At 68.2% G+C, this 21,100-nt stretch carries 29 protein-coding genes; all 29 read right to left on the minus strand.

Annotated features, from left to right (window positions below; genetic code table 11):
• Positions 1–17 precede the first annotated feature (17 nt).
• Positions 18–842 (minus strand): type I methionyl aminopeptidase, encoded by an 825-nt coding sequence (gene map / locus ACFQBR_RS12995; protein ID WP_267946673.1) that lies wholly within the window; start codon positions 840–842, stop codon positions 18–20.
• Positions 842–1,507, minus strand: a complete 666-nt coding sequence (locus tag ACFQBR_RS13000) for an adenylate kinase (RefSeq protein ID WP_344182269.1) — start codon at positions 1,505–1,507, stop codon at positions 842–844. Before ACFQBR_RS13000 ends, map begins: the two co-directional genes overlap by 1 nt.
• Complete coding sequence (gene secY, locus ACFQBR_RS13005; RefSeq protein ID WP_267946675.1) at positions 1,508–2,821, minus strand: preprotein translocase subunit SecY; 1,314 nt, start codon at positions 2,819–2,821, stop codon at positions 1,508–1,510.
• Between the two features lie 282 nt (positions 2,822–3,103).
• Positions 3,104–3,568 (minus strand): 50S ribosomal protein L15, encoded by a 465-nt coding sequence (rplO, locus tag ACFQBR_RS13010; RefSeq protein ID WP_267946676.1) that lies wholly within the window; start codon positions 3,566–3,568, stop codon positions 3,104–3,106.
• Entirely contained in the window at positions 3,565–3,750 is a 186-nt protein-coding gene (gene rpmD, locus ACFQBR_RS13015; RefSeq protein ID WP_013156129.1) for a 50S ribosomal protein L30, read from the minus strand. Before rpmD ends, rplO begins: the two co-directional genes overlap by 4 nt.
• Before the next feature lie 2 nt (positions 3,751–3,752).
• A complete protein-coding gene (gene rpsE, locus ACFQBR_RS13020; protein WP_267946677.1) occupies positions 3,753–4,355 on the minus strand; it encodes a 30S ribosomal protein S5 in 603 nt (200 codons plus the stop codon).
• Positions 4,356–4,404: 49 nt separating this feature from the next.
• Positions 4,405–4,782, minus strand: coding sequence for a 50S ribosomal protein L18 (gene rplR / locus ACFQBR_RS13025; protein WP_267946678.1), 378 nt, complete (start codon positions 4,780–4,782; stop codon positions 4,405–4,407).
• Positions 4,783–4,784: 2 nt separating this feature from the next.
• Positions 4,785–5,321, minus strand: a complete 537-nt coding sequence (rplF, locus tag ACFQBR_RS13030; RefSeq protein ID WP_267946679.1) for a 50S ribosomal protein L6 — start codon at positions 5,319–5,321, stop codon at positions 4,785–4,787.
• Positions 5,322–5,337: 16 nt separating this feature from the next.
• Positions 5,338–5,736, minus strand: a complete 399-nt coding sequence (gene rpsH, locus ACFQBR_RS13035) for a 30S ribosomal protein S8 (protein ID WP_267946680.1) — start codon at positions 5,734–5,736, stop codon at positions 5,338–5,340.
• A 284-nt stretch (positions 5,737–6,020) separates the two neighbouring features.
• Positions 6,021–6,206 carry a type Z 30S ribosomal protein S14 gene (locus tag ACFQBR_RS13040; protein ID WP_267946681.1) on the minus strand — a complete coding sequence of 62 codons (186 nt, stop codon included), beginning with the start codon at positions 6,204–6,206 and terminating at the stop codon, positions 6,021–6,023.
• 13 nt (positions 6,207–6,219) lie between these two features.
• Positions 6,220–6,795 carry a 50S ribosomal protein L5 gene (rplE, locus tag ACFQBR_RS13045; protein ID WP_267946682.1) on the minus strand — a complete coding sequence of 192 codons (576 nt, stop codon included), beginning with the start codon at positions 6,793–6,795 and terminating at the stop codon, positions 6,220–6,222.
• Entirely contained in the window at positions 6,795–7,100 is a 306-nt protein-coding gene (rplX, locus tag ACFQBR_RS13050) for a 50S ribosomal protein L24 (protein WP_267946683.1), read from the minus strand. The genes rplE and rplX overlap by 1 nt, the downstream gene beginning before the upstream one ends.
• A gap of 3 nt (positions 7,101–7,103) precedes the next feature.
• Complete coding sequence (gene rplN, locus ACFQBR_RS13055) at positions 7,104–7,472, minus strand: 50S ribosomal protein L14 (protein ID WP_013156121.1); 369 nt, start codon at positions 7,470–7,472, stop codon at positions 7,104–7,106.
• Between the two features lie 107 nt (positions 7,473–7,579).
• The gene (rpsQ, locus tag ACFQBR_RS13060) at positions 7,580–7,852 is read right to left on the minus strand and encodes a 30S ribosomal protein S17 (protein WP_267946684.1); all 273 of its coding nucleotides are present in this window, start codon (positions 7,850–7,852) and stop codon (positions 7,580–7,582) included.
• Positions 7,849–8,103, minus strand: coding sequence for a 50S ribosomal protein L29 (gene rpmC / locus ACFQBR_RS13065; protein ID WP_267946685.1), 255 nt, complete (start codon positions 8,101–8,103; stop codon positions 7,849–7,851). Before rpmC ends, rpsQ begins: the two co-directional genes overlap by 4 nt.
• Entirely contained in the window at positions 8,103–8,516 is a 414-nt protein-coding gene (gene rplP / locus ACFQBR_RS13070; protein WP_267946686.1) for a 50S ribosomal protein L16, read from the minus strand. The genes rpmC and rplP overlap by 1 nt, the downstream gene beginning before the upstream one ends.
• Positions 8,517–8,519: 3 nt before the next feature.
• Entirely contained in the window at positions 8,520–9,326 is an 807-nt protein-coding gene (rpsC, locus tag ACFQBR_RS13075; protein WP_267946687.1) for a 30S ribosomal protein S3, read from the minus strand.
• Positions 9,326–9,694 (minus strand): 50S ribosomal protein L22, encoded by a 369-nt coding sequence (gene rplV, locus ACFQBR_RS13080; protein ID WP_267950527.1) that lies wholly within the window; start codon positions 9,692–9,694, stop codon positions 9,326–9,328. Before rplV ends, rpsC begins: the two co-directional genes overlap by 1 nt.
• Before the next feature lie 72 nt (positions 9,695–9,766).
• A complete protein-coding gene (rpsS, locus tag ACFQBR_RS13085) occupies positions 9,767–10,045 on the minus strand; it encodes a 30S ribosomal protein S19 (protein WP_053616300.1) in 279 nt (92 codons plus the stop codon).
• 12 nt (positions 10,046–10,057) lie between these two features.
• Positions 10,058–10,897, minus strand: a complete 840-nt coding sequence (rplB, locus tag ACFQBR_RS13090; RefSeq protein WP_267946688.1) for a 50S ribosomal protein L2 — start codon at positions 10,895–10,897, stop codon at positions 10,058–10,060.
• 57 nt (positions 10,898–10,954) lie between these two features.
• Positions 10,955–11,245 (minus strand): 50S ribosomal protein L23, encoded by a 291-nt coding sequence (rplW, locus tag ACFQBR_RS13095; RefSeq protein WP_267946689.1) that lies wholly within the window; start codon positions 11,243–11,245, stop codon positions 10,955–10,957.
• Positions 11,242–11,913, minus strand: coding sequence for a 50S ribosomal protein L4 (rplD, locus tag ACFQBR_RS13100; RefSeq protein WP_267946690.1), 672 nt, complete (start codon positions 11,911–11,913; stop codon positions 11,242–11,244). The genes rplW and rplD overlap by 4 nt, the downstream gene beginning before the upstream one ends.
• Before the next feature lie 3 nt (positions 11,914–11,916).
• Positions 11,917–12,567, minus strand: coding sequence for a 50S ribosomal protein L3 (rplC, locus tag ACFQBR_RS13105; protein WP_267946691.1), 651 nt, complete (start codon positions 12,565–12,567; stop codon positions 11,917–11,919).
• Positions 12,568–12,579: 12 nt separating this feature from the next.
• Positions 12,580–12,888, minus strand: a complete 309-nt coding sequence (rpsJ, locus tag ACFQBR_RS13110) for a 30S ribosomal protein S10 (protein ID WP_013156110.1) — start codon at positions 12,886–12,888, stop codon at positions 12,580–12,582.
• Between the two features lie 253 nt (positions 12,889–13,141).
• Positions 13,142–14,335 carry an elongation factor Tu gene (tuf, locus tag ACFQBR_RS13115; protein WP_267946692.1) on the minus strand — a complete coding sequence of 398 codons (1,194 nt, stop codon included), beginning with the start codon at positions 14,333–14,335 and terminating at the stop codon, positions 13,142–13,144.
• Positions 14,336–14,415: 80 nt separating this feature from the next.
• Complete coding sequence (fusA, locus tag ACFQBR_RS13120) at positions 14,416–16,530, minus strand: elongation factor G (protein ID WP_267946693.1); 2,115 nt, start codon at positions 16,528–16,530, stop codon at positions 14,416–14,418.
• 45 nt (positions 16,531–16,575) lie between these two features.
• Entirely contained in the window at positions 16,576–17,046 is a 471-nt protein-coding gene (gene rpsG / locus ACFQBR_RS13125) for a 30S ribosomal protein S7 (protein WP_267946694.1), read from the minus strand.
• Between the two features lie 2 nt (positions 17,047–17,048).
• A complete protein-coding gene (rpsL, locus tag ACFQBR_RS13130; RefSeq protein WP_014912437.1) occupies positions 17,049–17,420 on the minus strand; it encodes a 30S ribosomal protein S12 in 372 nt (123 codons plus the stop codon).
• 466 nt (positions 17,421–17,886) lie between these two features.
• Positions 17,887–20,976 carry a hypothetical protein gene (locus ACFQBR_RS13135; protein WP_344185894.1) on the minus strand — a complete coding sequence of 1,030 codons (3,090 nt, stop codon included), beginning with the start codon at positions 20,974–20,976 and terminating at the stop codon, positions 17,887–17,889.
• Positions 20,977–21,100 lie beyond the last annotated feature (124 nt).

Genomic DNA, 21,100 nt, shown 5'->3' on the forward strand with positions numbered 1-21,100 from the left:
CGCGTGGGGCGGGGCCGCTACCAGGTTGGCTGGACGAACCCCATATGAGTGATTTTATCGCGGTTGGACTCACGGGCGGTCAGGACCACGGGGCCCTCTGCGGTCACCGCGACCGTGTGCTCGAAGTGCGCCGCCCTCTTGCCGTCCTTCGTGACCACCGTCCAGCCGTCGTCCAGCTGGAGCACGTCCTGGCGGCCCAGGGTGGTCATCGGCTCGATCGCCAGGCACATGCCCTCGACGAGCTTCAGCCCGCGGCCCCGCTTGCCGTAGTTGAGGACGTGCGGGTCCATGTGCATCTCGGTGCCGATGCCGTGGCCGCCGTACTCGCGGACGTTGCCGTAGCCGCCGTTCGCGGAGATGTGGCCGCCGATCGCGAAGCCGATGTCGCCCAGGCGGTTGCCCGGCCGCATCTGCGCGATCCCCTGCCACATGGACTCCTCGCAGACCTCCATCATGCGGAGGTCCTCGGGCCGGCCCTCGCCCACGGCGACGGTGATCGCCGAGTCCCCGTGCCAGCCGTCCAGGATGGCGCCGCAGTCGATGGAGACGATGTCGCCCTCGGCCAGCACCCGCTCGGCGCTGGGGATGCCGTGGACGACCTCCTCGTTGACCGAGGCGCAGATGGACCCGGGGAAGCCGTGGTAGCCCTTGAAGGACGGCACGGCGCCCGCGTCGCGGATGACCTTCTCCGCCACGGAGTCGAGGTCCAGTGTGGACACTCCGGGCCGCACAGCGGCCCGGAGGGTGTCCAGGGCGCGGGCCACGACCTGGCCCGCCGCCCTCATCTTGGCGATCTGTTCCGGCGTCTTGATCTGCACGTCCGGCTCCGCCTTCCGAAACATCAGGAACTGGCCTTTCGGGCCTGCTCCTCGATCGCGGCCTTGGCCCGGGCCGTCACCGCGGCCACGGAGCCCGTGGCGGCGATGGTCGCCAGCAGCCCCTCGCGCTCGTAGAACTCCACCAGCGGCGCGGTCTGCTCGCGGTAGACCTTCAGGCGGTGCCTGATGGTCTCCTCGCGGTCGTCCTCGCGCTGGTACAGCGCGGCGCCCTCGTGGTCGCACACGCCCTCGGACTTCGGGGCGTCGTACTCCACGTGGTACACGCGGCCGCACTCGGGGCACGAGCGGCGCCCCGAGAGGCGCTTGACGACCTCGTCCTCGTCCACCCTCAGCTCCAGGACCACGTCCAGGTGCGTCTTCAGGTCGGCCAGGATGCCCTTGAGCGTCTCGGCCTGCGGGACGTTGCGGGGGAAGCCGTCGAGCAGGAAGCCCACAGCGGCGTCGTCCTGCGCCAGTCGGTCCTTGACCATGGCGTTCGTGACCTCGTCGGGGACGAGGTCGCCACGGTCCATGTACTCCCTGGCCTTCTTGCCAAGCTCCGTGCCACCGCTGACGTTGGCCCGGAAGATGTCACCGGTGGACACCTTCGGGATCGACAGCTCCGACGCGAGGATCTGGGCCTGGGTGCCCTTGCCGGCCCCAGGCGGCCCCACCAATACTGCTCGCATTTATCGCAGAAAACCTTCGTAGTTCCTCTGCTGGAGGTGACTCTCGATCTGCTTCACCGTGTCCAGCCCGACACCGACCATGATCAGGATGCTCGTCCCGCCGAAGGGGAAGTTCGCGTTGGCGCCGGTGGCGCCGAGCGCGACCATCGGGAGAAGAGCGATCACACCCAGGTACAGGGATCCGGGGGTCGTCAGCCTCGTCAGGACGTAGTCGAGGTACTCGGCGGTCGGACGCCCCGGTCGGATACCCGGGATGAACCCACCGTACTTCTTCATGTTGTCGGCGACTTCAGTGGGGTTGAACGTAATCGCCACGTAGAAGAACGCGAACCCGATGATCATGACGAAGAAGGTCGCCAGGTACACGGGGTGCGTGCCGGACAGGAAGTAGGTCTGGATGAAGGTCACCACGGGGTTCGTGGAGTCCTGGCCGACCAGTCCGACGACCAGCTGCGGGAGGTACAGCAGCGAGGAGGCGAAGATCACGGGGATGATGCCCGCCTGGTTGACCTTCAGCGGGATGTAGGTCGAGCTTCCGCCGTACATGCGGCGTCCCACCATGCGCTTGGCGTACTGCACCGGGATGCGGCGCTGCGCCTGCTCCATGAAGACCACCGCGGCCACGAGCACGAGGCCCGCGATGCAGATGAGGGTGAAGACCCAGATGGAGCGCTCCTCGAAGAGCCCCATGATGGAGGACGGGAACATCGCGATGACCTGGGTGAAGATCAGGAGCGACATGCCGTTGCCCACGCCGCGCTCGGTGATCAGCTCGCCGAACCACATGACGATGGCGGTGCCGGCGGTCATCACGAAGACGATCGTCACCAGGGTCAGGATGTCCTGGTTGGGCATGTAGGTGCTGACCGGGATGGCCCCCTGGAACAGGGCGCCCGTCCTGGCCATGGCGACGATGCTGGTGGCCTGCAGGACCGCGAGCATCAGCGTGAGGTAGCGGGTGTATTGGGTGATCTTGCTCTGCCCCGACTGGCCCTCCTTCTTGAGGGCCTCCAGGCGGGGGATCACCACCGTGAGCAGGTTGATGATGATGCTCGCGGTGATGTACGGCATGACCCCGAGCGCCAACACCGCCAGTTGCAACAGCGCGCCGCCGCTGAACAGGTTCACGAGCGCGTACACACCGCTCTGGTCTGCGGCGGTGACCGCCTCCATCTGCTCCCGGATCGCCGCGGAGTCGATCCCCGGAGCGGGAATCACCGACCCCAGACGGAAGATCGTCAGGATGAACAGTGTGAACAGCAGCTTGTTACGCAGGTCGGGCGTGCGGAATGCACGGACGAACGCACCTAGCACGTCTCCTCCTGCGCGGCTTCGGCGGCGGAACGGGTTCCAGACATCGCGGCCGATCCTGAATCGTCGTAGAACGTCAGCAGCGGGCAGTCGCCCGTTGCTCGGAAGTATTCACAGTACGTCAAGCGGGGAGCTCAAACAGATGGAACTGTAACAGCCATCACGCGGCAGTTGCGGTCGTGAGTCATAACGATCACTTCTCACAACACACGGGGGCGCCCGCCGGCCGGTCTTTCACTGACCTGCCGGGCGGACGCCCCCAGTTGCGCATTTCGGGGTAGACCCCTACAGCTCGGTGACGGAGCCACCGGCAGCGGCGATCTTCTCCTTCGCCGAGGCGGAGAACGCGTTCGCGCTCACCTGCACGGCGACGGTGATCTCACCGGTGCCCAGAACCTTGACGAGCTGGTTCTTGCGAACCGCGCCCTTGGCGACCAGGGCCTCGACGGTGACCTCGCCACCCTCGGGGAACAGCTCGCTCAGCTTGTCCAGGTTGACGACCTGGTAGGTCGTCTTGAACCGCGCGTTGCTGAAGCCCTTGAGCTTCGGCACCCGGCGGATGAGGGGCATCTGCCCGCCCTCGAAGCCGGGACGGACGGTGTTACGAGCCTTGGTGCCCTTGGTGCCCCGGCCCGCGGTCTTGCCCTTGGACGCCTCGCCGCGGCCCTTGCGGGTCTTGGCCTTGTTGGCGCCCGGGGCGGGCCGCAGGTGGTGCAGCTTGAGCAGCTCGTCGGGGTTGTAGTCGCTCATTCGGCAACCTCCTCGACAGAGACGAGGTGCGCGACGATCGTGATCTGCCCGCGAACCTCAGGGCGGTCCTCACGGACGGTGGACTTGCCGATCCGGCCCAGGCCGAGCGACTGGAGAGCAGCGTGCTGCTTCACCTTGCCGCCGATCTTGGAGCGGGTCTGCGTGATCTTGAGCTTGGCCATGGTCAGGCTCCTGCCTTCGCCTCAGCACGAGCACGCAGCATGGCGGCCGGGGCGACGTCCTCGATCGGCAGGCCACGGCGGGCGGCGATCTCCTCGGGCTGGTTGAGCCCCTTGAGAGCCGCCACGGTGGCGTGCACGATGTTCAGCGGGTTGGACGACCCGAGCGACTTGCTCAGGATGTCGTGGATGCCGGCGCACTCCAGCACGGCGCGCACGGGGCCGCCGGCGATGACGCCGGTACCCGGAGCGGCCGGACGGAGCAGGACGACGCCAGCGGCGTCCTCGCCCTGGACCCGGTGCACGATGGTGCCCTGGATGCGGGGGACGCGGAAGAAGTTCTTCTTCGCCTCCTCGACACCCTTGGCGATCGCGGCCGGAACTTCCTTGGCCTTGCCGTAACCGACACCGACCATCCCGTTGCCGTCACCGACGACGACGAGAGCGGTGAAGGAGAAGCGACGGCCGCCCTTGACGACCTTCGCGACCCGGTTGATGGTCACGACCTTCTCGATGTAGGAGACACCCTTGTCTGCGGCGCCGCCGCGGCGATCGTCACGGCGATCACGCCGCTCGCCACCGGCGCCGCGCCGCGGTGCTGCAGCCATCAGTGGTTCCTCTTCTCGTGGTTGATCTTGCCCAGTACAGAGGTCATCGCTAGAACTCCAGCCCGCCCTCGCGCGCCGCGTCGGCGAGCTTGGCGATACGGCCGGCGTACTGGTTGCCGCCGCGGTCGAACACCACGGCGGAGACCCCAGCGGCCTTGGCGCGCTCAGCGATGAGCTGACCGACCTTGGCGGACTTGTCGGACTTGGTGCCCTCGGCACCGCGCAGGTCGGCCTCGACGCTGGAGGCGGCGACCAGGGTGTGACCCCTGGTGTCGTCGATGACCTGCGCGACGATGTGCTTGGAGGACCGGAACACGGCCAGACGCGGACGCTCGGCGGTGCCCACGACCTTCTTGCGGACGCGGAACTGGCGGCGCGCACGGGAGGTCGCGCTCTTGGAGGTCCGCTTGCGCACGGTGATACCCATGGCTACTTACCAGCCTTTCCGGCCTTGCGGCGGATGTGCTCGCCCTGGTACCGCACGCCCTTGGCCTTGTACGGGTCCGGCTTGCGCAGGCTGCGGATGTTCGCGGCGACCTGGCCCACCAGCTGCTTGTCGATGCCCTCCACGTGGAGGATCGTCGGCTTCTCCACGCGGAAGGTGATGCCCTGCGGGGGCTCGACCACGACGGGGTGGCTGTAGCCCAGCGAGAACTCCAGGTTGGAGCCGCGGGCCTGGACGCGGTAACCCACGCCGTGGATCTCCAGCGTCTTCGTGTAGCCCTTGGAGACACCCTCGGTGAGGTTCGCGACCAGTGCACGGGTCAGACCGTGCAGCGACCGGTTCTCCGGCTTGTCGTCGGGACGCGCAACCGTGACGACCCCGTCCTCGAAGGAGACGGTGATCGGCTCGGCGACGGTGTGCTTCAGTTCGCCCTTCGGCCCCTTGACAGTGACGTCTTGCCCGTTAATCGTGACTTCGACGCCCTTGGGGACCGAGAGCGGCAGTCGACCGATTCGCGACATGCTTCAGTCTCTCCCTCTACCAGACGTAGGCGAGGACTTCGCCGCCCACGCCGCGCTTCTTGGCCTGCTTGTCAGTCATCAGGCCACCGGACGTCGAAATGATCGCCACACCGAGGCCACCCAGCACGCGCGGGAGGTTCTCCTTCTTGGCGTACACCCGCAGACCGGGCTTGGAGACCCGGCGGATGCCCGCGATCGAACGCTCTCGGGTGGGGCCGTACTTCAGGTCCAGGACGAGGCTCTTGCCCACAGGGGCCTCCTCGGTCCGGTGGCCCTGAATGAAGCCCTCCTGCTGGAGGATCTCGGCGATGTGCGCCTTGATCTTGGAATACGGCATCGCCACGGTGTCGTGGTAAGCCGAATTCGCGTTACGCAGACGCGTGAGCATGTCTGCGATCGGGTCGGTCATCGTCATGGCCGACTGGCCCTTCCTCACCGCGGTTTCCGAGTGCGGGCTTTCCCAGAGCCTGCCCTCCCACGGGTCTCCCCGTGGAGGTGCACAAACGGACCTACGGCGTGGTCGTGGGCACCGCTGTCCCTCGCGGGACTGCCGTGCCCTGATGGTTGGATGTTGCTGGACCGCTGACCGCGTCGGGCGGTCACGGACACTTGTCGAGCCACCAAGGGGGTGGCGGTTCGGGGGGCCGAACCCAGTGCGCCCTCCTCAGGGAGTGAGCGCCTGGTCGGCCCCGCCGGAAACTACCAGCTCGACTTGGTGATACCGGGCAGCTCGCCGCGGTGCGCCATCTCGCGGAAGCAGATGCGGCAGAGGCCGAACTTCCGGTAGACGGCGCGCGGACGGCCGCACCGAGAGCATCGAGTATACGCGCGGACGCTGAACTTCGGCTTCCGCTGCGCCTTGGCGATCAGGGACTTCTTAGCCATGTGTGCTTACCCCTCAGGCTTCCTTGAACGGGAAACCGAGCCGCTTGAGCAGGCTGCGGCCCTGTTCGTCGGTCGTGGCCGTGGTGACAACCGTGATGTCCATCCCACGCTGCCGGTCGACCTTGTCCGGGTCCACCTCGTGGAACATGACCTGCTCGGTCAGACCGAAGGTGTAGTTGCCGTTCCCGTCGAACTGCTTCGGGGAAAGGCCGCGGAAGTCCCGGATACGGGGCAGAGCCAGCGAGAGCAGCCGGTCGAGGAACTCCCACATCCGGTCGCCGCGCAGCGTGACGCTGGCGCCGATCGGCTGGCCCTCGCGCAGCTTGAACTGCGCGATGGAGTTCTTGGCCCGGTTGATCCGAGGCTTCTGGCCGGTGATCGCCGAGATGTCGGCGATCGCGCCCTGGATCAGCTTCGCGTCACGAGCCGCCTCGCCGACACCCATGTTGACCACGATCTTCGTGAGACCGGGGACCTGCATGATGTTGGCGATGTCGTGCTCCTCCTTGAGGGCAGCGACGATCTCGTTACGGTACTTCTCCTTGAGCCGCGGCATCGGAGGGGCCGTGATGTCGTTGGTAACCGTCATCAGATGTCCTTACCGGTGCGACGGGAGACGCGAACCTTGGTTCCGTCGTCCTCGAAGCGGTAGCCGACCCGGGAGGGCTTGCCGTCCTCGGCGAGCGCGATGTTGCTCACGTGGATCGGGGCCTCCTTCGTGACGACCTCGCCCTGCTGGCCGCCCGCCGGGTTCGCCTTCCTGTGCTTCTTGACCAGGTTGACGCCCTCGACGACGACACGGTCTTCCTTCGGCAGGGCCTTGACGACCTTGCCGGTGGCACCCTTGTCCTTGCCGGCGAGGACGATGACCTCGTCGCCAGTTTTGATCTTCATCGCTCAGAGCACCTCCGGCGCCAGCGAAATGATGCGCATGTACTTCTTGTCACGCAGCTCGCGGCCCACCGGGCCGAAGATGCGGGTGCCTCGCGGGTCCCCACCGTCCTTGATGAGCACGGCAGCGTTCTCATCGAAGCGGATGTAGGAGCCGTCGGGCCGGCGGCGCTCCTTGACGGTGCGCACGACAACGGCCTTGACGACGTCGCCCTTCTTGACTCCAGCGCCAGGCAGGGCGTCCTTCACCGTGGCGACGATCGTGTCGCCGATCCCGGCGTAGCGCCGACCCGAGCCACCGAGAACACGGATGGTGAGGATCTCCTTGGCACCCGTGTTGTCGGCGACCTTGAGTCGCGACTCCTGCTGAATCACGTCTGCTCCTGATGTGATGCGTGCGGTCCACTGCCGCACGGCTAGGTGGTCTCACCCCTCGCGCTGGCGGCCGACAACGCGTGTCGGCCGCCAAACGCAGGCTGGGGTTACTTAGCCTTCTCCAGGATCTCCACGACGCGCCAACGCTTCGTCGCGGAGAGCGGCCGGGTCTCCATCACTCGGACCCGGTCGCCGACGCCACAGGAGTTCGCCTCGTCGTGCGCCTTGTACTTGGTCGTCCTACGGATGACCTTGCCGTACATGGCGTGCTTGATGCGGTCCTCGACCTCGACAACGACGGTCTTGTCCATCTTGTCGCTGACGACGTAGCCCTCGCGCACCTTGCGGTAGTTGCGGGTCGCGGTCTGGTTCTCACTCATTCGGCTGCTTCCTTCGTCTCCTCAGCCGACTCACCAGACAGCGGGGCGATGCCCAGCTCGTGCTCACGCATGACCGTGTAGATCCGCGCGATCTCGCGCTTGACGGTACGCAGCCGGCTGTGGTTGTCGAGCTGGCCGGTGGCGGCCTGGAAGCGGAGGTTGAAGAGCTCTTCCTTGGCTTCCTTGAGCTTGGCGACCAGGTCCTCGACGGACTGGTCCCGGAGCTCATGGGCAGTCACGGACTTCGCCATCACTCCCCCTCCCGCTTAACAAACTTGCACTTCATCGGGAGCTTGTGCATGGCACGGCGCATCGCCTCCTTGGCGATGTCCTCGGGCACGCCCGACAGCTCGAACATCACGCGACCGGGCTTGACCGGCGCGACCCACCACTCGGGTGAACCCTTACCGGAGCCCATGCGGACCTCGGCGGGCTTCTTCGTCAGCGGACGGTCCGGGAAGATGTTGATCCACACCTTGCCGCCACGCTTGATGTGACGCGTCATAGCGATACGAGCGGACTCGATCTGACGGTTGGTGACGTAGGCCGACTCCAGAGCCTGGATGCCGTACTCGCCGAAAGTGACCGTCGTTCCACCCTTGGCCTTACCGCGCAGATCCGGGTGGTGCTGCTTGCGGTACTTGACCTTACGAGGAATAAGCACTGGTCAGCTCCCCTCGGGCTTCGCGGACTCGGCCGGAGCCTTGGCCTCGGTGTTCTGCGGCTGACCGCCGCCGGCACCGCCACGACGACGACGCTGCGGGCGCTCGCGGCGCTGACCGCCGCCACCGCCGCCACCGCCACCGGCGGAACGCTGGGCGGCCTGGGCCGCCTCGCGCTCGGCGCGGGTCGCGGGTGCGTCACCCTTGTAGATCCACACCTTGACGCCGATGCGGCCGAACGTCGTACGGGCCTCGAAGAAGCCGTAGTCGATGTCGGCGCGGAGCGTGTGCAGCGGGACCCGGCCCTCGCGGTAGAACTCCGAGCGGGACATCTCAGCCCCGCCCAGGCGTCCGCCGCACTGGATACGGATGCCCTTGGCACCGCTCTTCATCGCGCTCTGCATCGCCTTGCGCATCGCGCGGCGGAAGGCCACACGGCTGCTCAGCTGCTCGGCGACGCCCTGGGCGACGAGCTGCGCGTCGACCTCGGGGTTCTTGACCTCGAAGACGTTGAGCTGAACCTGCTTGGCGGTCAGCTTCTCCAGGTCGGTCCGGATTCGATCGGCCTCGACGCCGCGGCGGCCGATGACGATGCCCGGCCGGGCGGTGTAGACGTCCACGCGGACACGGTCACGGGTGCGCTCGATCTCGACCTTGGAGATGCCCGCGCGCTCCATGCCGCGGGTCAGCATCCGACGGATCGCAACGTCTTCCTTGACGTAGTCCTTGTAGGACTTGTCGGCGTACCAGCGGCTCTTGAAGTCGGTGGTGATGCCGAGGCGGAACCCGTGCGGGTTTACCTTCTGCCCCACTATCGGGTCCTTTCCTTCGTCTTGGACGAGGCGCCCGAGCGCTCAGCGACGACCACGGTGATGTGGCTCGTACGCTTGGTCACCCGGAAGGCGCGGCCGAAGCCTCGCGGTCGAATGCGCTTCAGGGTCGGACCCTCGTCCACCCATGCGCCCTCGACCACCAGCGTCTCGCGGTCCAGCTTGTCGTTGTGCTCAGCGTTGGCGATGGCACTAGCCAGCACCTTGCCAACAGGCTCGCTCGCCGACTGGGGCGCGAACCGGAGCACCGCCTGTGCCTCGTCAGCGGGCAACCCGCGAATAAGGTCCACCACCCGGCGGGCCTTCCGGGGCGTAACACGGACGAACCGTGCCTGTGCCCTCGTTCCCATCGCTTTTCCCTCGCTCACGGAAATTCATCTCCACTCACCGTGGAGAAATGGTTCTTTCTCCTGCTGCAACCGCTAACGGCGGCTACGGCGGTCTTCCTTGACGTGGCTACGGAAAGTACGCGTGGGAGCGAACTCACCGAGCTTGTGGCCGACCATCGACTCGGACACGAACACGGGGACGTGCTTGCGGCCATCGTGGACGGCGATCGTGTGACCGATCATCTCCGGGACGATCATGGACCGCCGGGACCACGTCTTGATGACGTTCTTGGTCCCCTTCTCGTTCTGAACTTCCACCTTCTTGATGAGGTGGTCGTCGACGAAGGGACCCTTCTTAAGGCTACGTGGCATCAGACGTGCTCCTTACCGCTTCTTCTTACCGCTACGCCGACGCCGCACGATCAGCTTGTCGCTGGCCTTGTTCTTGGCCCGGGTCCGGCCTTCCTTCTTGCCCCAGGGGCTGACCGGGTGTCGTCCACCGGAGGTCTTGCCCTCACCACCACCGTGCGGGTGGTCGACCGGGTTCATCACGACACCGCGGACGGTCGGGCGCTTGCCCTTCCAGCGGTTACGACCGGCCTTGCCCCAGTTGATGTTGGACTGCTCGGCGTTGCCGACCTGACCAACGGTGGCACGGCAGGTGACCTCCACCATGCGCATCTCACCGGAGGGCATACGCAGCGTGGCGTAACGGCCCTCCTTGGCGAGGAGCTGGATCTGGGAACCGGCGGAGCGGCCCAGCTTGGCGCCACCACCCGGCTTCAGCTCGACCGCGTGCACGAACGTACCCGTGGGGATGTTGCGCAGCGGGAGGCAGTTGCCGGGCTTGATGTCGGACTGGGGGCCGTTCTCGACCCTGTCGCCCTGCTTGAGACCGGCGGGTGCCAGGATGTAGCGCTTCTCACCGTCCACGTAGTGGAGCAGTGCGATGCGAGCGGTGCGGTTCGGGTCGTACTCGATGTGAGCGACCTTGGCCGGCACGCCGTCCTTGTCGTGACGACGGAAGTCGATCACGCGGTAGGCGCGCTTGTGGCCGCCGCCCTGGTGGCGGGTCGTGATCCGGCCGTGGCCGTTGCGCCCGCCCTTGGAGTGCAGAGGACGCACCAGGGACTTCTCCGGCTCCGAGCGCGTGATCTCGACGAAGTCGCTCACGCTGGAACCGCGACGACCCGGTGTCGTCGGCTTGTACTTACGAATGCCCATCTTCTTCGCGCATTCCTTTACGTGTTGCTTGGTGTGTAGCGGTCAGACCCGGAAAGGTCACCGACCGAAGATGTCGATCCGGTCGCCCTCGGCGAGGCCGACGATCGCGCGCTTCGTGTCAGGACGCTTCCCGAAACCGAAACGGGTCCGCTTGCGCTTGCCCTTCCGGTTGATCGTGTTCACGCTCGTGACCTTCACCTCGAAGATCTTCTCGATCGCGATCTTGATCTGGGTCTTGTTGGCGTCGGGCTTGACGATGAACGTGTACTTGTTCTCGTCCATGAGCCCGTAGCTCTTCTCGGAGATCACCGGCTCGATGATGATGTCCCGGTGGTCGGCGATCCTCACTGGTCGTCCTCCTCGGACTGAGCGGCCTTGGAGGCGCCGGCCGCGTGGGCCAGGAACTCGGCGTAGCCCGCCTCGGTGAAGACCACGTCGTCCGAGTAGAGGACGTCGTAGGTGTTCACCTGGTCCGCGTCGAGGATGTGCACCTCTTCGAGGTTGCGCAGGGCGCGCCGGTTGTGCTCGTCGTCGCGGGCCAGGACGACCAGGACCTTGTCGGACCCGGTGACCTGGCGGAGCGCCTTCAGAGCGTTCTGCGTGAGCTTGCTGTCCGCGTCCTCGGCCACGAAGTGGCTGATGACGTGGATACGGCCGTGCGTGGCCCGGTCGGAGAGGGCGGCGCGCAGGGCGGCGGCCTTCATCTTCTTCGGGGTCCGCTGGCTGTAGTCGCGCGGCTGCGGTCCGTGGACCGTGCCACCGCCGGTGTACTGCGGGGCGCGGATGGAGCCCTGGCGGGCCCGGCCGGTGCCCTTCTGGCGGTACGGCTTCTTGCCACCGCCGCGAACCTCGCCGCGGGTCTTGGTGGAGTGCGTGCCCTGGCGGCCCGCGGCCAGCTGGGCGTTCACGACCTGGTGCAGGAGCGGAATGCTGACCTGCTGGGCGAAGACGCTCTCCGGCAGCTCGACACTGCCCTGAGCGGCGCCCTCGGGGTTCTTGACCTCGATCTGGGCCATGGCTTACTTGTCCCCCTTCACAGCGGTGCGGACGAGCACCAGACCGCCGTTGGGACCGGGCACGGCACCCTTGACCAGGATGAGGCCCTTCTCCGCGTCCACGGAGTGAACGGTCAGGTTCTGGACGGTCTTGCGCACGTTGCCCATGCGCCCTGCCATCCGCATGCCCTTGAAAACGCGGCCGGGCGTGGCGCAGCCGCCGATGGAACCGGGCGAGCGGTGCTTGCGCTGGGTACCGTGCGAGGCGGAGAGGCCACGGAAGCCGTGACGCTTCATCACACCCGCGAAGCCCTTGCCCTTGCTCTTGCCCGTGACGTCGACCGTCTGGCCGCTCTCGAAGCTGTCCGCGGCGACCTCCTGGCCGAGCGTGTACTCGGAGGCGTCGGTGGTGCGGACCTCGACGTAGTGCCGGCGCGGGGTCAGGTCGTTCTTGCGCAGGTAGTCGCCGAGAGGCTTGTTCACCTTGCGCGGGTTGATCTGCCCGTAGCCCAGCTGGACGGCCGAGTAGCCGTCGGTGTCCGGAGTCCGGATGCGGCTCACGACGCACGGACCGGCCTTCAGAACCGTCACGGGCACCATTTTGCCCGTGTCGTCGAAGACCTGGGTCATGCCGAGCTTTTCGCCCAGAACTCCCTTGATCTGCTTGGTGGCCATGTCTGTGCGTCCTTAAAGCTTGATCTCGATGTCAACACCAGCCGGCAGGTCGAGTCGCATGAGCGAGTCGACCGTCTTCGGCGTGGGGTCGATGATGTCGATCAGCCGCTTGTGGGTGCGCATCTCGAAGTGCTCGCGCGAGTCCTTGTACTTGTGCGGCGATCGGATAACGCAGTAAACGTTCTTTTCCGTCGGCAGCGGCACCGGGCCCGCGACCTGTGCGCCAGTTCGCGTCACAGTCTCGACGATCTTGCGCGCCGAGCTGTCGATGACCTCGTGGTCATAGGCCTTTAGCCGAATGCGGATCTTCTGTCCCGCCATGTGGCCTGTTCGTCCTTCGCTTCAGTGTCCGTAACGGTGAGCTGTCCCGGTCACAGAAGCCCAGGCCTGACGGAATCCGCCGTGTGGCCGTGAGCCCCTATTCCCTTGAGAAACCGCAACAGGGCTTGCCCCTGCGGTGCGTCACCGTCACAGTGCCCGATGACGTCTTGTGTGTGGGTGGGTGGGCCGTGCGGACACGGCCCGCCCACCACGCCGGGGGCGGCTCCTCAGGGGGCCGCCCCCGGCATGCGTACTACTTGAGGATCTTCGTGACGCGACCGGCGCCCACGGTACGGCCACCCTCGCGGATGGCGAACCGCAGACCGTCTTCCATGGCGACCGGCTGGATCAGGTTGACGGTCATCTCGGTGTTGTCACCGGGCATGACCATCTCCGTGCCCTCCGGCAGCGTCACGACGCCCGTGACGTCCGTGGTGCGGAAGTAGAACTGCGGACGGTAGTTGTTGAAGAACGGCGTGTGGCGCCCGCCCTCGTCCTTGGACAGGATGACGACGTTGGCCTCGAACTCCGTGTGCGGGGTGGTCGTGCCCGGCTTGATCACGACCTGGCCGCGCTCGACGTCCTCGCGCTTGATGCCGCGCAGGAGCAGCCCGACGTTGTCGCCGGCCTGGCCCTGGTCGAGCAGCTTGCGGAACATCTCGACACCGGTGACGGTGGTCGTCTGCTTCTCGTCCTTGATACCGACGATGTCGACGGTCTCGTTGACGTTGACGATGCCGCGCTCGATACGACCGGTGACGACGGTGCCGCGACCGGTGATCGAGAAGACGTCCTCGATGGGCATGAGGAACGGCTTGTCGGTGTCACGCTCGGGCTCGGGGATGTAGGTGTCCACGGTGCCCATGAGCTCCAGGACGGTCTTGCCCCACTCCTCGTCGCCCTCCAGCGCCTTGAGCGCGGAGACCTTGGTGACGGGGACGTCGTCGCCGGGGAACTCGTACTCGCTGAGGAGCTCACGGACCTCGAGCTCGACGAGCTCGAAGATCTCCTCGTCGTCCACCATGTCGGACTTGTTCAGGGCCACGACGATGTAGGGCACGCCGACCTGGCGGGCCAGGAGCACGTGCTCCTTGGTCTGCGGCATCGGACCGTCGGTGGCGGCCACGACCAGGATCGCGCCGTCCATCTGCGCCGCACCCGTGATCATGTTCTTCACGTAGTCGGCGTGGCCGGGGCAGTCGACGTGGGCGTAGTGACGCGCCTCGGTCTGGTACTCGACGTGGGCGACGGAGATCGTGATACCGCGCTCGCGCTCCTCGGGAGCGTTGTCGATGTCCTCGAACGGCGTGAACGGGTTCAGGTCCGGGTACGCGTCGTGCAGCACCTTGGTGATGGCCGCGGTCAGCGTGGTCTTGCCGTGGTCGATGTGACCGATGGTGCCGATGTTGACGTGCGGCTTAGTCCGCTCGAACTTTGCTTTCGCCACTGGATGTCTCCTAGACGTACAGAGCTATCTGGTGCTCGCCCCCCGCGTGGACGGGGAGCGGGCTGGTTACGTGTTCGCGGCTACTCGCCGCGAACCTTCGCCACAATTTCTTGGGCGACAGCGGACGGAACCTCCGCGTAGGAGTCGAACACCATCGAGTAGTTGGCGCGACCCTGGGTACGGCTGCGCAGGTCACCCACGTAGCCGAACATTTCGGAGAGGGGCACCTGGGCCTTGACGATCCGGACGCCGGAACGCTCGTCCATGGACTGGATCTGTCCACGACGGGAGTTCAGGTCGCCGATCACGTCACCCATGTACTCCTCAGGGGTGGTGACCTCCACTGCCATGACCGGCTCGAGAAGAGTCGGCTTGGCGAGCTTGACGGCCTCCTTGAAGGCCATCGAACCCGCGGTCTTGAAGGCCATCTCCGAGGAGTCGACCTCGTGGTACTGACCGTCCTGGAGCGTCACCTTGACGCCGACGAGCGGGTAGTGCGCGAGCACACCCAGTTCGGCGGCCTCCTGGGCACCGGCGTCGACCGACGGGATGTACTCCCGCGGGATACGGCCACCGGTGACCGCGTTGACGAACTCGTAGCCGGAGGCGTCGCCGCTCTCGACGACGAGGGGCTCGACGTCGATCTTGACCTTGGCGAACTGGCCCGACCCACCGGTCTGCTTCTTGTGGGTGTAGACGTGGCCTTCGACCTTCTTGCGAATGGTCTCTCGGTAGGCCACCTGGGGCTTGCCGATGTTCGCGTCGACCTTGAACTCGTCGCGCATGCGGTTGACGAGGACCTCGAGGTGCAGCTCGCCCATACCGGAGATGATGGTCTGGCCGGTCTGGTCGTCCGTGGCGACCTGGAACGAGGGGTCCTCGTCCGCGAGGCGCTGGATCGCGATGCCCAGCTTCTCCTGGTCGCTCTTGGTCTTGGGCTCGATGGCCACCTCGATGACCGGAGCCGGGAACGTCATGGACTCCAGGACGATCGGAGCCGACTGGTCGCACAGCGTCTCGCCGGTCGTGGTGTCCTTCAGACCCATGACCGCGACGATGTCGCCCGCGCCGGCCTCGCCGATCTCCTCACGCTTGTTGGAGTGCATGCGGTAGATCTTGCCGATCCGCTCCTTGCGGCCCTTGAGACTGTTCAGCACCTGGGTGCCGGTCTCGAGGACGCCGGAGTAGATGCGCACGTAGGTCAGCTTGCCCAGGTGCGGGTCGCTCATGATCTTGAAGACCAGGGCGGACATCGGCTCGTCGACGCTCGGCTTGCGGGCGAGCTTGGTCTCCTCGGTCTCGTCCTTGGGGTCGTGGCCCTCGATGGCGTCCACGTCCAGGGGCGAGGGGAGGTAAGCGGTGACCGCGTCGAGCAGGGGCTGGACGCCCTTGTTCTTGAACGCGGTGCCGCACACGATCGGGATCGCGGTACCGGCGATGGTCGCGCGGCGGATCGCCGGAACCACCTGCTCCAGGGTGGGCTCCTGCCCCTCCAGGTACAGCTCCATGATCTCGTCGTCGGCCTCGGCGAGCACCTCGATGAACTTCTCGCGGGCCTCGCGGGCGGCGTCGGCGTGGGTCTCGGGGATGTCGATCGTGTCGTACATCTCGCCGAGCGCGGCCTCGTCGTTCCAGACGTAGGCCTTCATGCGGACCAGGTCGACGACGCCCTTGAAGTCGCTCTCGGCGCCGATGGGCAGCTGGATCGGCATGGCGTTCGCGCCGAGGCGCTCACGGAACATGTCGACGCAGCGCTGGAACTCGGCGCCGATCTTGTCCATCTTGTTGACGAAGCAGATACGCGGAACGCCATAGCGGTCAGCCTGACGCCAGACCTGCTCGGACTGGGGCTCGACGCCTTCCTTGGCGTCGAACACCGCGACGGCACCGTCGAGGACACGCAGCGACCGCTCGACCTCGACCGTGAAGTCGACGTGGCCGGGCGTGTCGATGATGTTGATGGTGTGGTCGTCCCAGTGGGTGGTGGTAGCAGCCGAGGTAATGGTGATACCCCGCTCCTGCTCCTCCTTCATCCAGTCCATCGTGGCGGCGCCATCGTGGACCTCACCCACCTTGTGGGTCACACCGGTGTAGTAGAGGATCCGCTCAGTCGTGGTGGTCTTGCCCGCGTCGATGTGGGCCATAATCCCGATGTTGCGGACCTTGGCCAGGTCAAGCGCAGTCTTAGCAGCCATGAGGCTCGTCTTCCCTCGGTCTCAAGGAATCGAATCGCCGCGGGGTTACCAGCGGTAGTGGGCGAAGGCCTTGTTCGACTCGGCCATCTTGTGCGTGTCCTCACGCTTCTTGACGGCCGCGCCGAGACCGTTGCTGGCGTCGACCAGCTCGTTCATCAGACGCTCGGTCATGGTCTTCTCACGACGCTGACGCGCGTAGGAGACCAGCCAGCGCAGGGCCAGCGTGGTGGACCGGGAGGCGCGAACCTCGACCGGCACCTGGTAGGTCGCGCCACCGACACGGCGGCTGCGGACCTCGAGCGCGGGCTTGACGTTGTCCAGGGCGCGCTTCAGAACGACGAGCGGGTCCTGGCTGGTCTTCTCGCGAGCGCCTTCGAGGGCGTCGTAGACGACGCTCTGGGCGATGGAGCGCTTGCCGTCGAGCAGCACCTTGTTGATCAGTGCGGTGACGAGCGGCGAGCCGTAGACCGGGTCGGTGATGAGCTGGCGCTTCGGCGCCGGGCCCTTGCGCGGCATCTTTACTTCTCCTTCTTGGCGCCGTAGTGGCTACGCGCCTGCTTGCGGCCCCGGACACCCTGGGTGTCGAGCGAGCCGCGGACAATTCGGTAGCGGACGCCCGGCAGGTCCTTCACACGACCACCGCGAACGAGCACGATGCTGTGCTCCTGGAGGTTGTGACCAATGCCGGGGATGTAGGCCGTGACCTCGATGCCGCTGCTCAGCTTGACGCGAGCGACCTTACGCAGAGCGGAGTTCGGCTTCTTCGGCGTAGTGGTGTAGACACGCGTGCACACACCACGACGCTGCGGACTCCCCTTCAGCGCCGGGGTCTTGTTCTTTGCGACCTTGTCCTGTCGGCCCTTGCGGACCAGCTGCTGGATGGTGGGCACCGCGTCTCCGTCTTCCTCGTGACCTACGCCGGTTCTCGTAGCCGATATCGCTATTGACCTGCTGAATTTCCCGAACCTCCCCGACCCCCGTGGTCGGGCGTGTCGCGCTGGTTGTCGCGCACGGCAAAAAACCGATCACACCCGGCCGGAGGCCGATCATGGGAGGGGGTTCACCTGCGCGGCGCGCCTTACGTCCTCAACTGGTGGGACCGAGGCGCCGCACACGCACGTGTGACCCGTCGACTCACGGGCACAATCACACAGGCTACCGTTTACCGTCTGGGCGGTCAAAACGGTGTGCGACATGGCGAGAATCATGGAACCGGTTCTCGCGTAGCCGTGGGTCACCGCCAGTCTACGCGCTCCCGGAGTCGTTTCGCCCCGGGTTCCCCCGGAGACCGTCGGCGGGCGGCCCGGGCATGCGGCCGCTCCCCCGGAACATTGTCCTGGAGGAGCGGCCGCGGCGCTACAGGACCAGCCAGATGGCGACGGAGATCACCGTCACCAGGATGCCGACCACCGCGAACACCGTGCCGACGGTGATCAGTCCGAGGCCGTCGAGCTCCCCGCGCGAGGCGCGGATCGCCTTCTTGGCCTTGGGCCCCGTGATCAGGAGCGCCAGCAGAGCTGTGACCAGACCGATGCCGGGGAGCAGCGAGGCGATGCCCAGCCACAGGGTGACGGTCGCCCCCTTCTCCGTGTCCGGCAGGAAGTCGATGCTGTCGTAGCCGGGGTACGGGTCGCCGGGCTCCCCGCCCAGGGGACGGTCCACGAAGCCGGGGAACTCCTCGGCGATGGGGTCCTTGCGGCGCCTCCGGGAGGCCGGGGCCTCCGGCATGCCGTAGTCCGCCGGGGTGAAGCCGTCGTCGTACTCGCTCTCCCCCGCCGGCTCCGGCTCGTCGTGGTCCCAGGTGTCCTCGGGGATGCTCGGCGCCTCGAAGACCTGGGTGGCACCGTCGGGGACGCCGTCCTCCCCGGGACCGCCCCGGCGCACCGGGCCGTCGTCGTACCCCTCGTCGTCGTACCCCTCGTCCGCGAACGCCTCGTCCGCGTATCCCTCGGCCTCCCGGGAGCGGGCGCGCGACTGCATGTCCGCGATGGCCGCCAGGGGGTCGTCCGCGGACGGCGCGCCGCCGGTCCGTTCCCCGTCCGGAGCCCCGTCGCGCAGCCGGTCGTCGTCCGCCCAGGCCGAGGGGGCGTCCCCGTCCGTGCCGTCGTCTCCCCAGGTCCCGGTGTCGGAGGACCTGGCGGACTCGCGCCGGCGCTCCTCCGCCTCCCGGACGATGTCGGGGAGGCGGGGGTCGTTGCGGTCGAACGCCCAGGTGTTGCCGCTCCCCGACCCGAACTCGCCCGGCTCGGGGGCCGGGGCGGGAGCGGGGGCGGGCGGTGACAATTCGTCGTCGTAGCCGTCGGTCCACGACTCGTCGGTCCCCGCGCCGGACCACGCGTCGGCGGTCTCCCTGGCGGGCGCCCAGGAGTCCAGGCCGCCGGTGTCGGCCGCGGACCCGCGACCGCCGTTCCGCGGCCCTGCGGCGGCGTCACGGTCCTCTCCTGCGGCGGCGCCGCGGTCGGCGGCCGGCCCCCAGGAGTCCGAGCCGAGTTCGTCGTCGTCCCACGAGCGGCCGTCGGCGGCACGGCCGCCGGAGGGCGCCCCGTGGGCCTCGTGGCGGGGAGCCGCGTCCCAGGAGTCGTGCTCCGGTCCCGCCGTGCCGTCCGAGGGGGCGTCGGCGCCCCACGCGGACGGTCGGCGGTCGTCGGACAGCTCGTCGTCCCAGAGCGGGGCCGCGGGGGCCGTGTCGCCGACGGGGGACCGGCCGCCCGGTCCCTCGGGGCCCTGCCGGTCCTCGGGGCCTGCGCCCCAGGCGGTGGCGCCCCGGTCCTCGTCCCAGGCGCGGTCCGCGCCGCCGACGGGGCCGTACCCGGAGGGCGCGTCGTCCCAGGGGCGGTCCCCGTTCTCGGGGGCTCCGGTGTCCCAGAGGCGGTCCCCGGCGTCGGCCGGGGGCGTCCAGGGGGCGTCCGCGCCGCCGAACGGCCCGTCGTCCCACGGGCGCGCGTCGGTCGCCGCGGGGCCGGTCACGGGCGCGTCGGCACCGGAGGGGGCGGAACCGCCCACCGGGACGTCCGGGGACCAGCGGTCCTGCTCCCGGTCCTCCGAGCGGCCCACCGGGCCGTCCGCGCCCCACGGGTCCCGGAGGGGCTCACCGATCCCGCCGAGGGCGGGGTCCGGCTCCCACGACCGCGTGTCGGCCGGGGGCTGCGGGGTCCAGGCGTCGGCTCCCCGGGAGGGGGACCACGCCTCGCGGCCGTCCTCCACCTCGGGGGCCTCGTCCCACGGGCGCGCGTCGGTCGCCGCGGGGCCGGTCACGGGCGCGTCGGCACCGGAGGGGCCGGAACCGCCCACCGGGACGTCCGGGGACCAGCGGCCCTGCTCCCGGTCCTCCGAGCGGCCCACCGGGCCGTCCGCGCCCCACGGGTCCCCTGCGGGGGCCGCGGGGGCGTCCGGGGTCCACGCGTCCCGCGCGTACACGTCGGATCCGCCCGCCGGGGCGCCGGCGTCCCACGCGGCGGGACCGCGCGCGCCCTCGGGGTCCCACGCCGTGGAACCCTCCGTACGGTTCCCCGGGGCCTCGCGGCCGTGCCCGCCCGCGGGTGCTTCGTCCCACGGGCGCGCGTCGTCCGACGGCTCCGGGGTCCGTGCGTCGGCGTCGCGGGCCGGGGCCCACGCCTCGGGACCGCCGTCGCCGAGACCGTCCCCGGGGACGTCGGTACGCCACGCGTCCTGCCCGCGGGTGTCGGAGCGGTCTGCCGGTGCATCGCTCCAGGCGTCCCGCGCGTACACGTCGGATCCGCCCGCCGGGGCGCCGGCGTCCCACGCGGCGGGACCGCGCGCGCCCTCGGGGTCCCACGCCGTGGAACCCTCGGGCCGGGCCGCGGGGGCGTCCCAGGCGGACGGGTCGCGCGACCCGTCGAGGGGCGCCTCGCTCCTCCAGGCGTCGGAGGCGCGGTCGGGCGACGCGTACCCGGTGTCCGGGAAGCCCTCCCCTCCCCGTGGGCCCGGTGCGGGCGCCTCCGGCTCGTCCCGGCCCGCGGTCCAGGCGTCACCGGGACCGGCCGGCGCCTCGGCGCCGCCCGCCGCCGGGTCGGTCCGGGGCGCGGCCCAGGAGTCCATGCGGCCGGCCGGTTCCTCGCCCGGGTCCTCGGAGGGCAGGGGGACCTCGGCGCTGGCCGCGACGCTGGGCAGGCTCGGTTCCTCCGGTTCCCCCGGCACCCGGGTCAGCGGCTGGTACGCCGACTGCCCCGCCCCCGGGTAGGAGATCGGGTGCGAGGCGCCGGACGGCGGACCGCCGAGCGCCTCCGGGTACGGCTCGACCAGGGCCGGGCGCGACGCGCTCAGCCCCGTGTAGCCGCCGCTGTCGGGGAACACCGTCTCGGCGCCCTCGTCGGCTTCCTCACCCTCGAGCGGGTCCTGGTACTCCGACTGCGTGCGGTAGCGGTTCTCGCTCGGCTTGAACCAGTCCCCCGCACCGGAGTCCCGTCCGCCCCCGTGTTCAGTCATGCCTCTCCCGCCAGCGCAGTAGCGCCGTCTCCCCGTCCGCCGTGCGCGGACCCTCTACGCCGAACGGCGGCGGCACCACTCCCGGTCGGGAGTGGCTGGCCGCCGCCGTCAGTTCAAACCGCTC

The sequence above is a fragment of the Nocardiopsis tropica genome, from assembly GCF_042660575.1.
In the GTDB taxonomy this organism is placed as follows: Bacteria; Actinomycetota; Actinomycetes; order Streptosporangiales; family Streptosporangiaceae; genus Nocardiopsis; species Nocardiopsis tropica.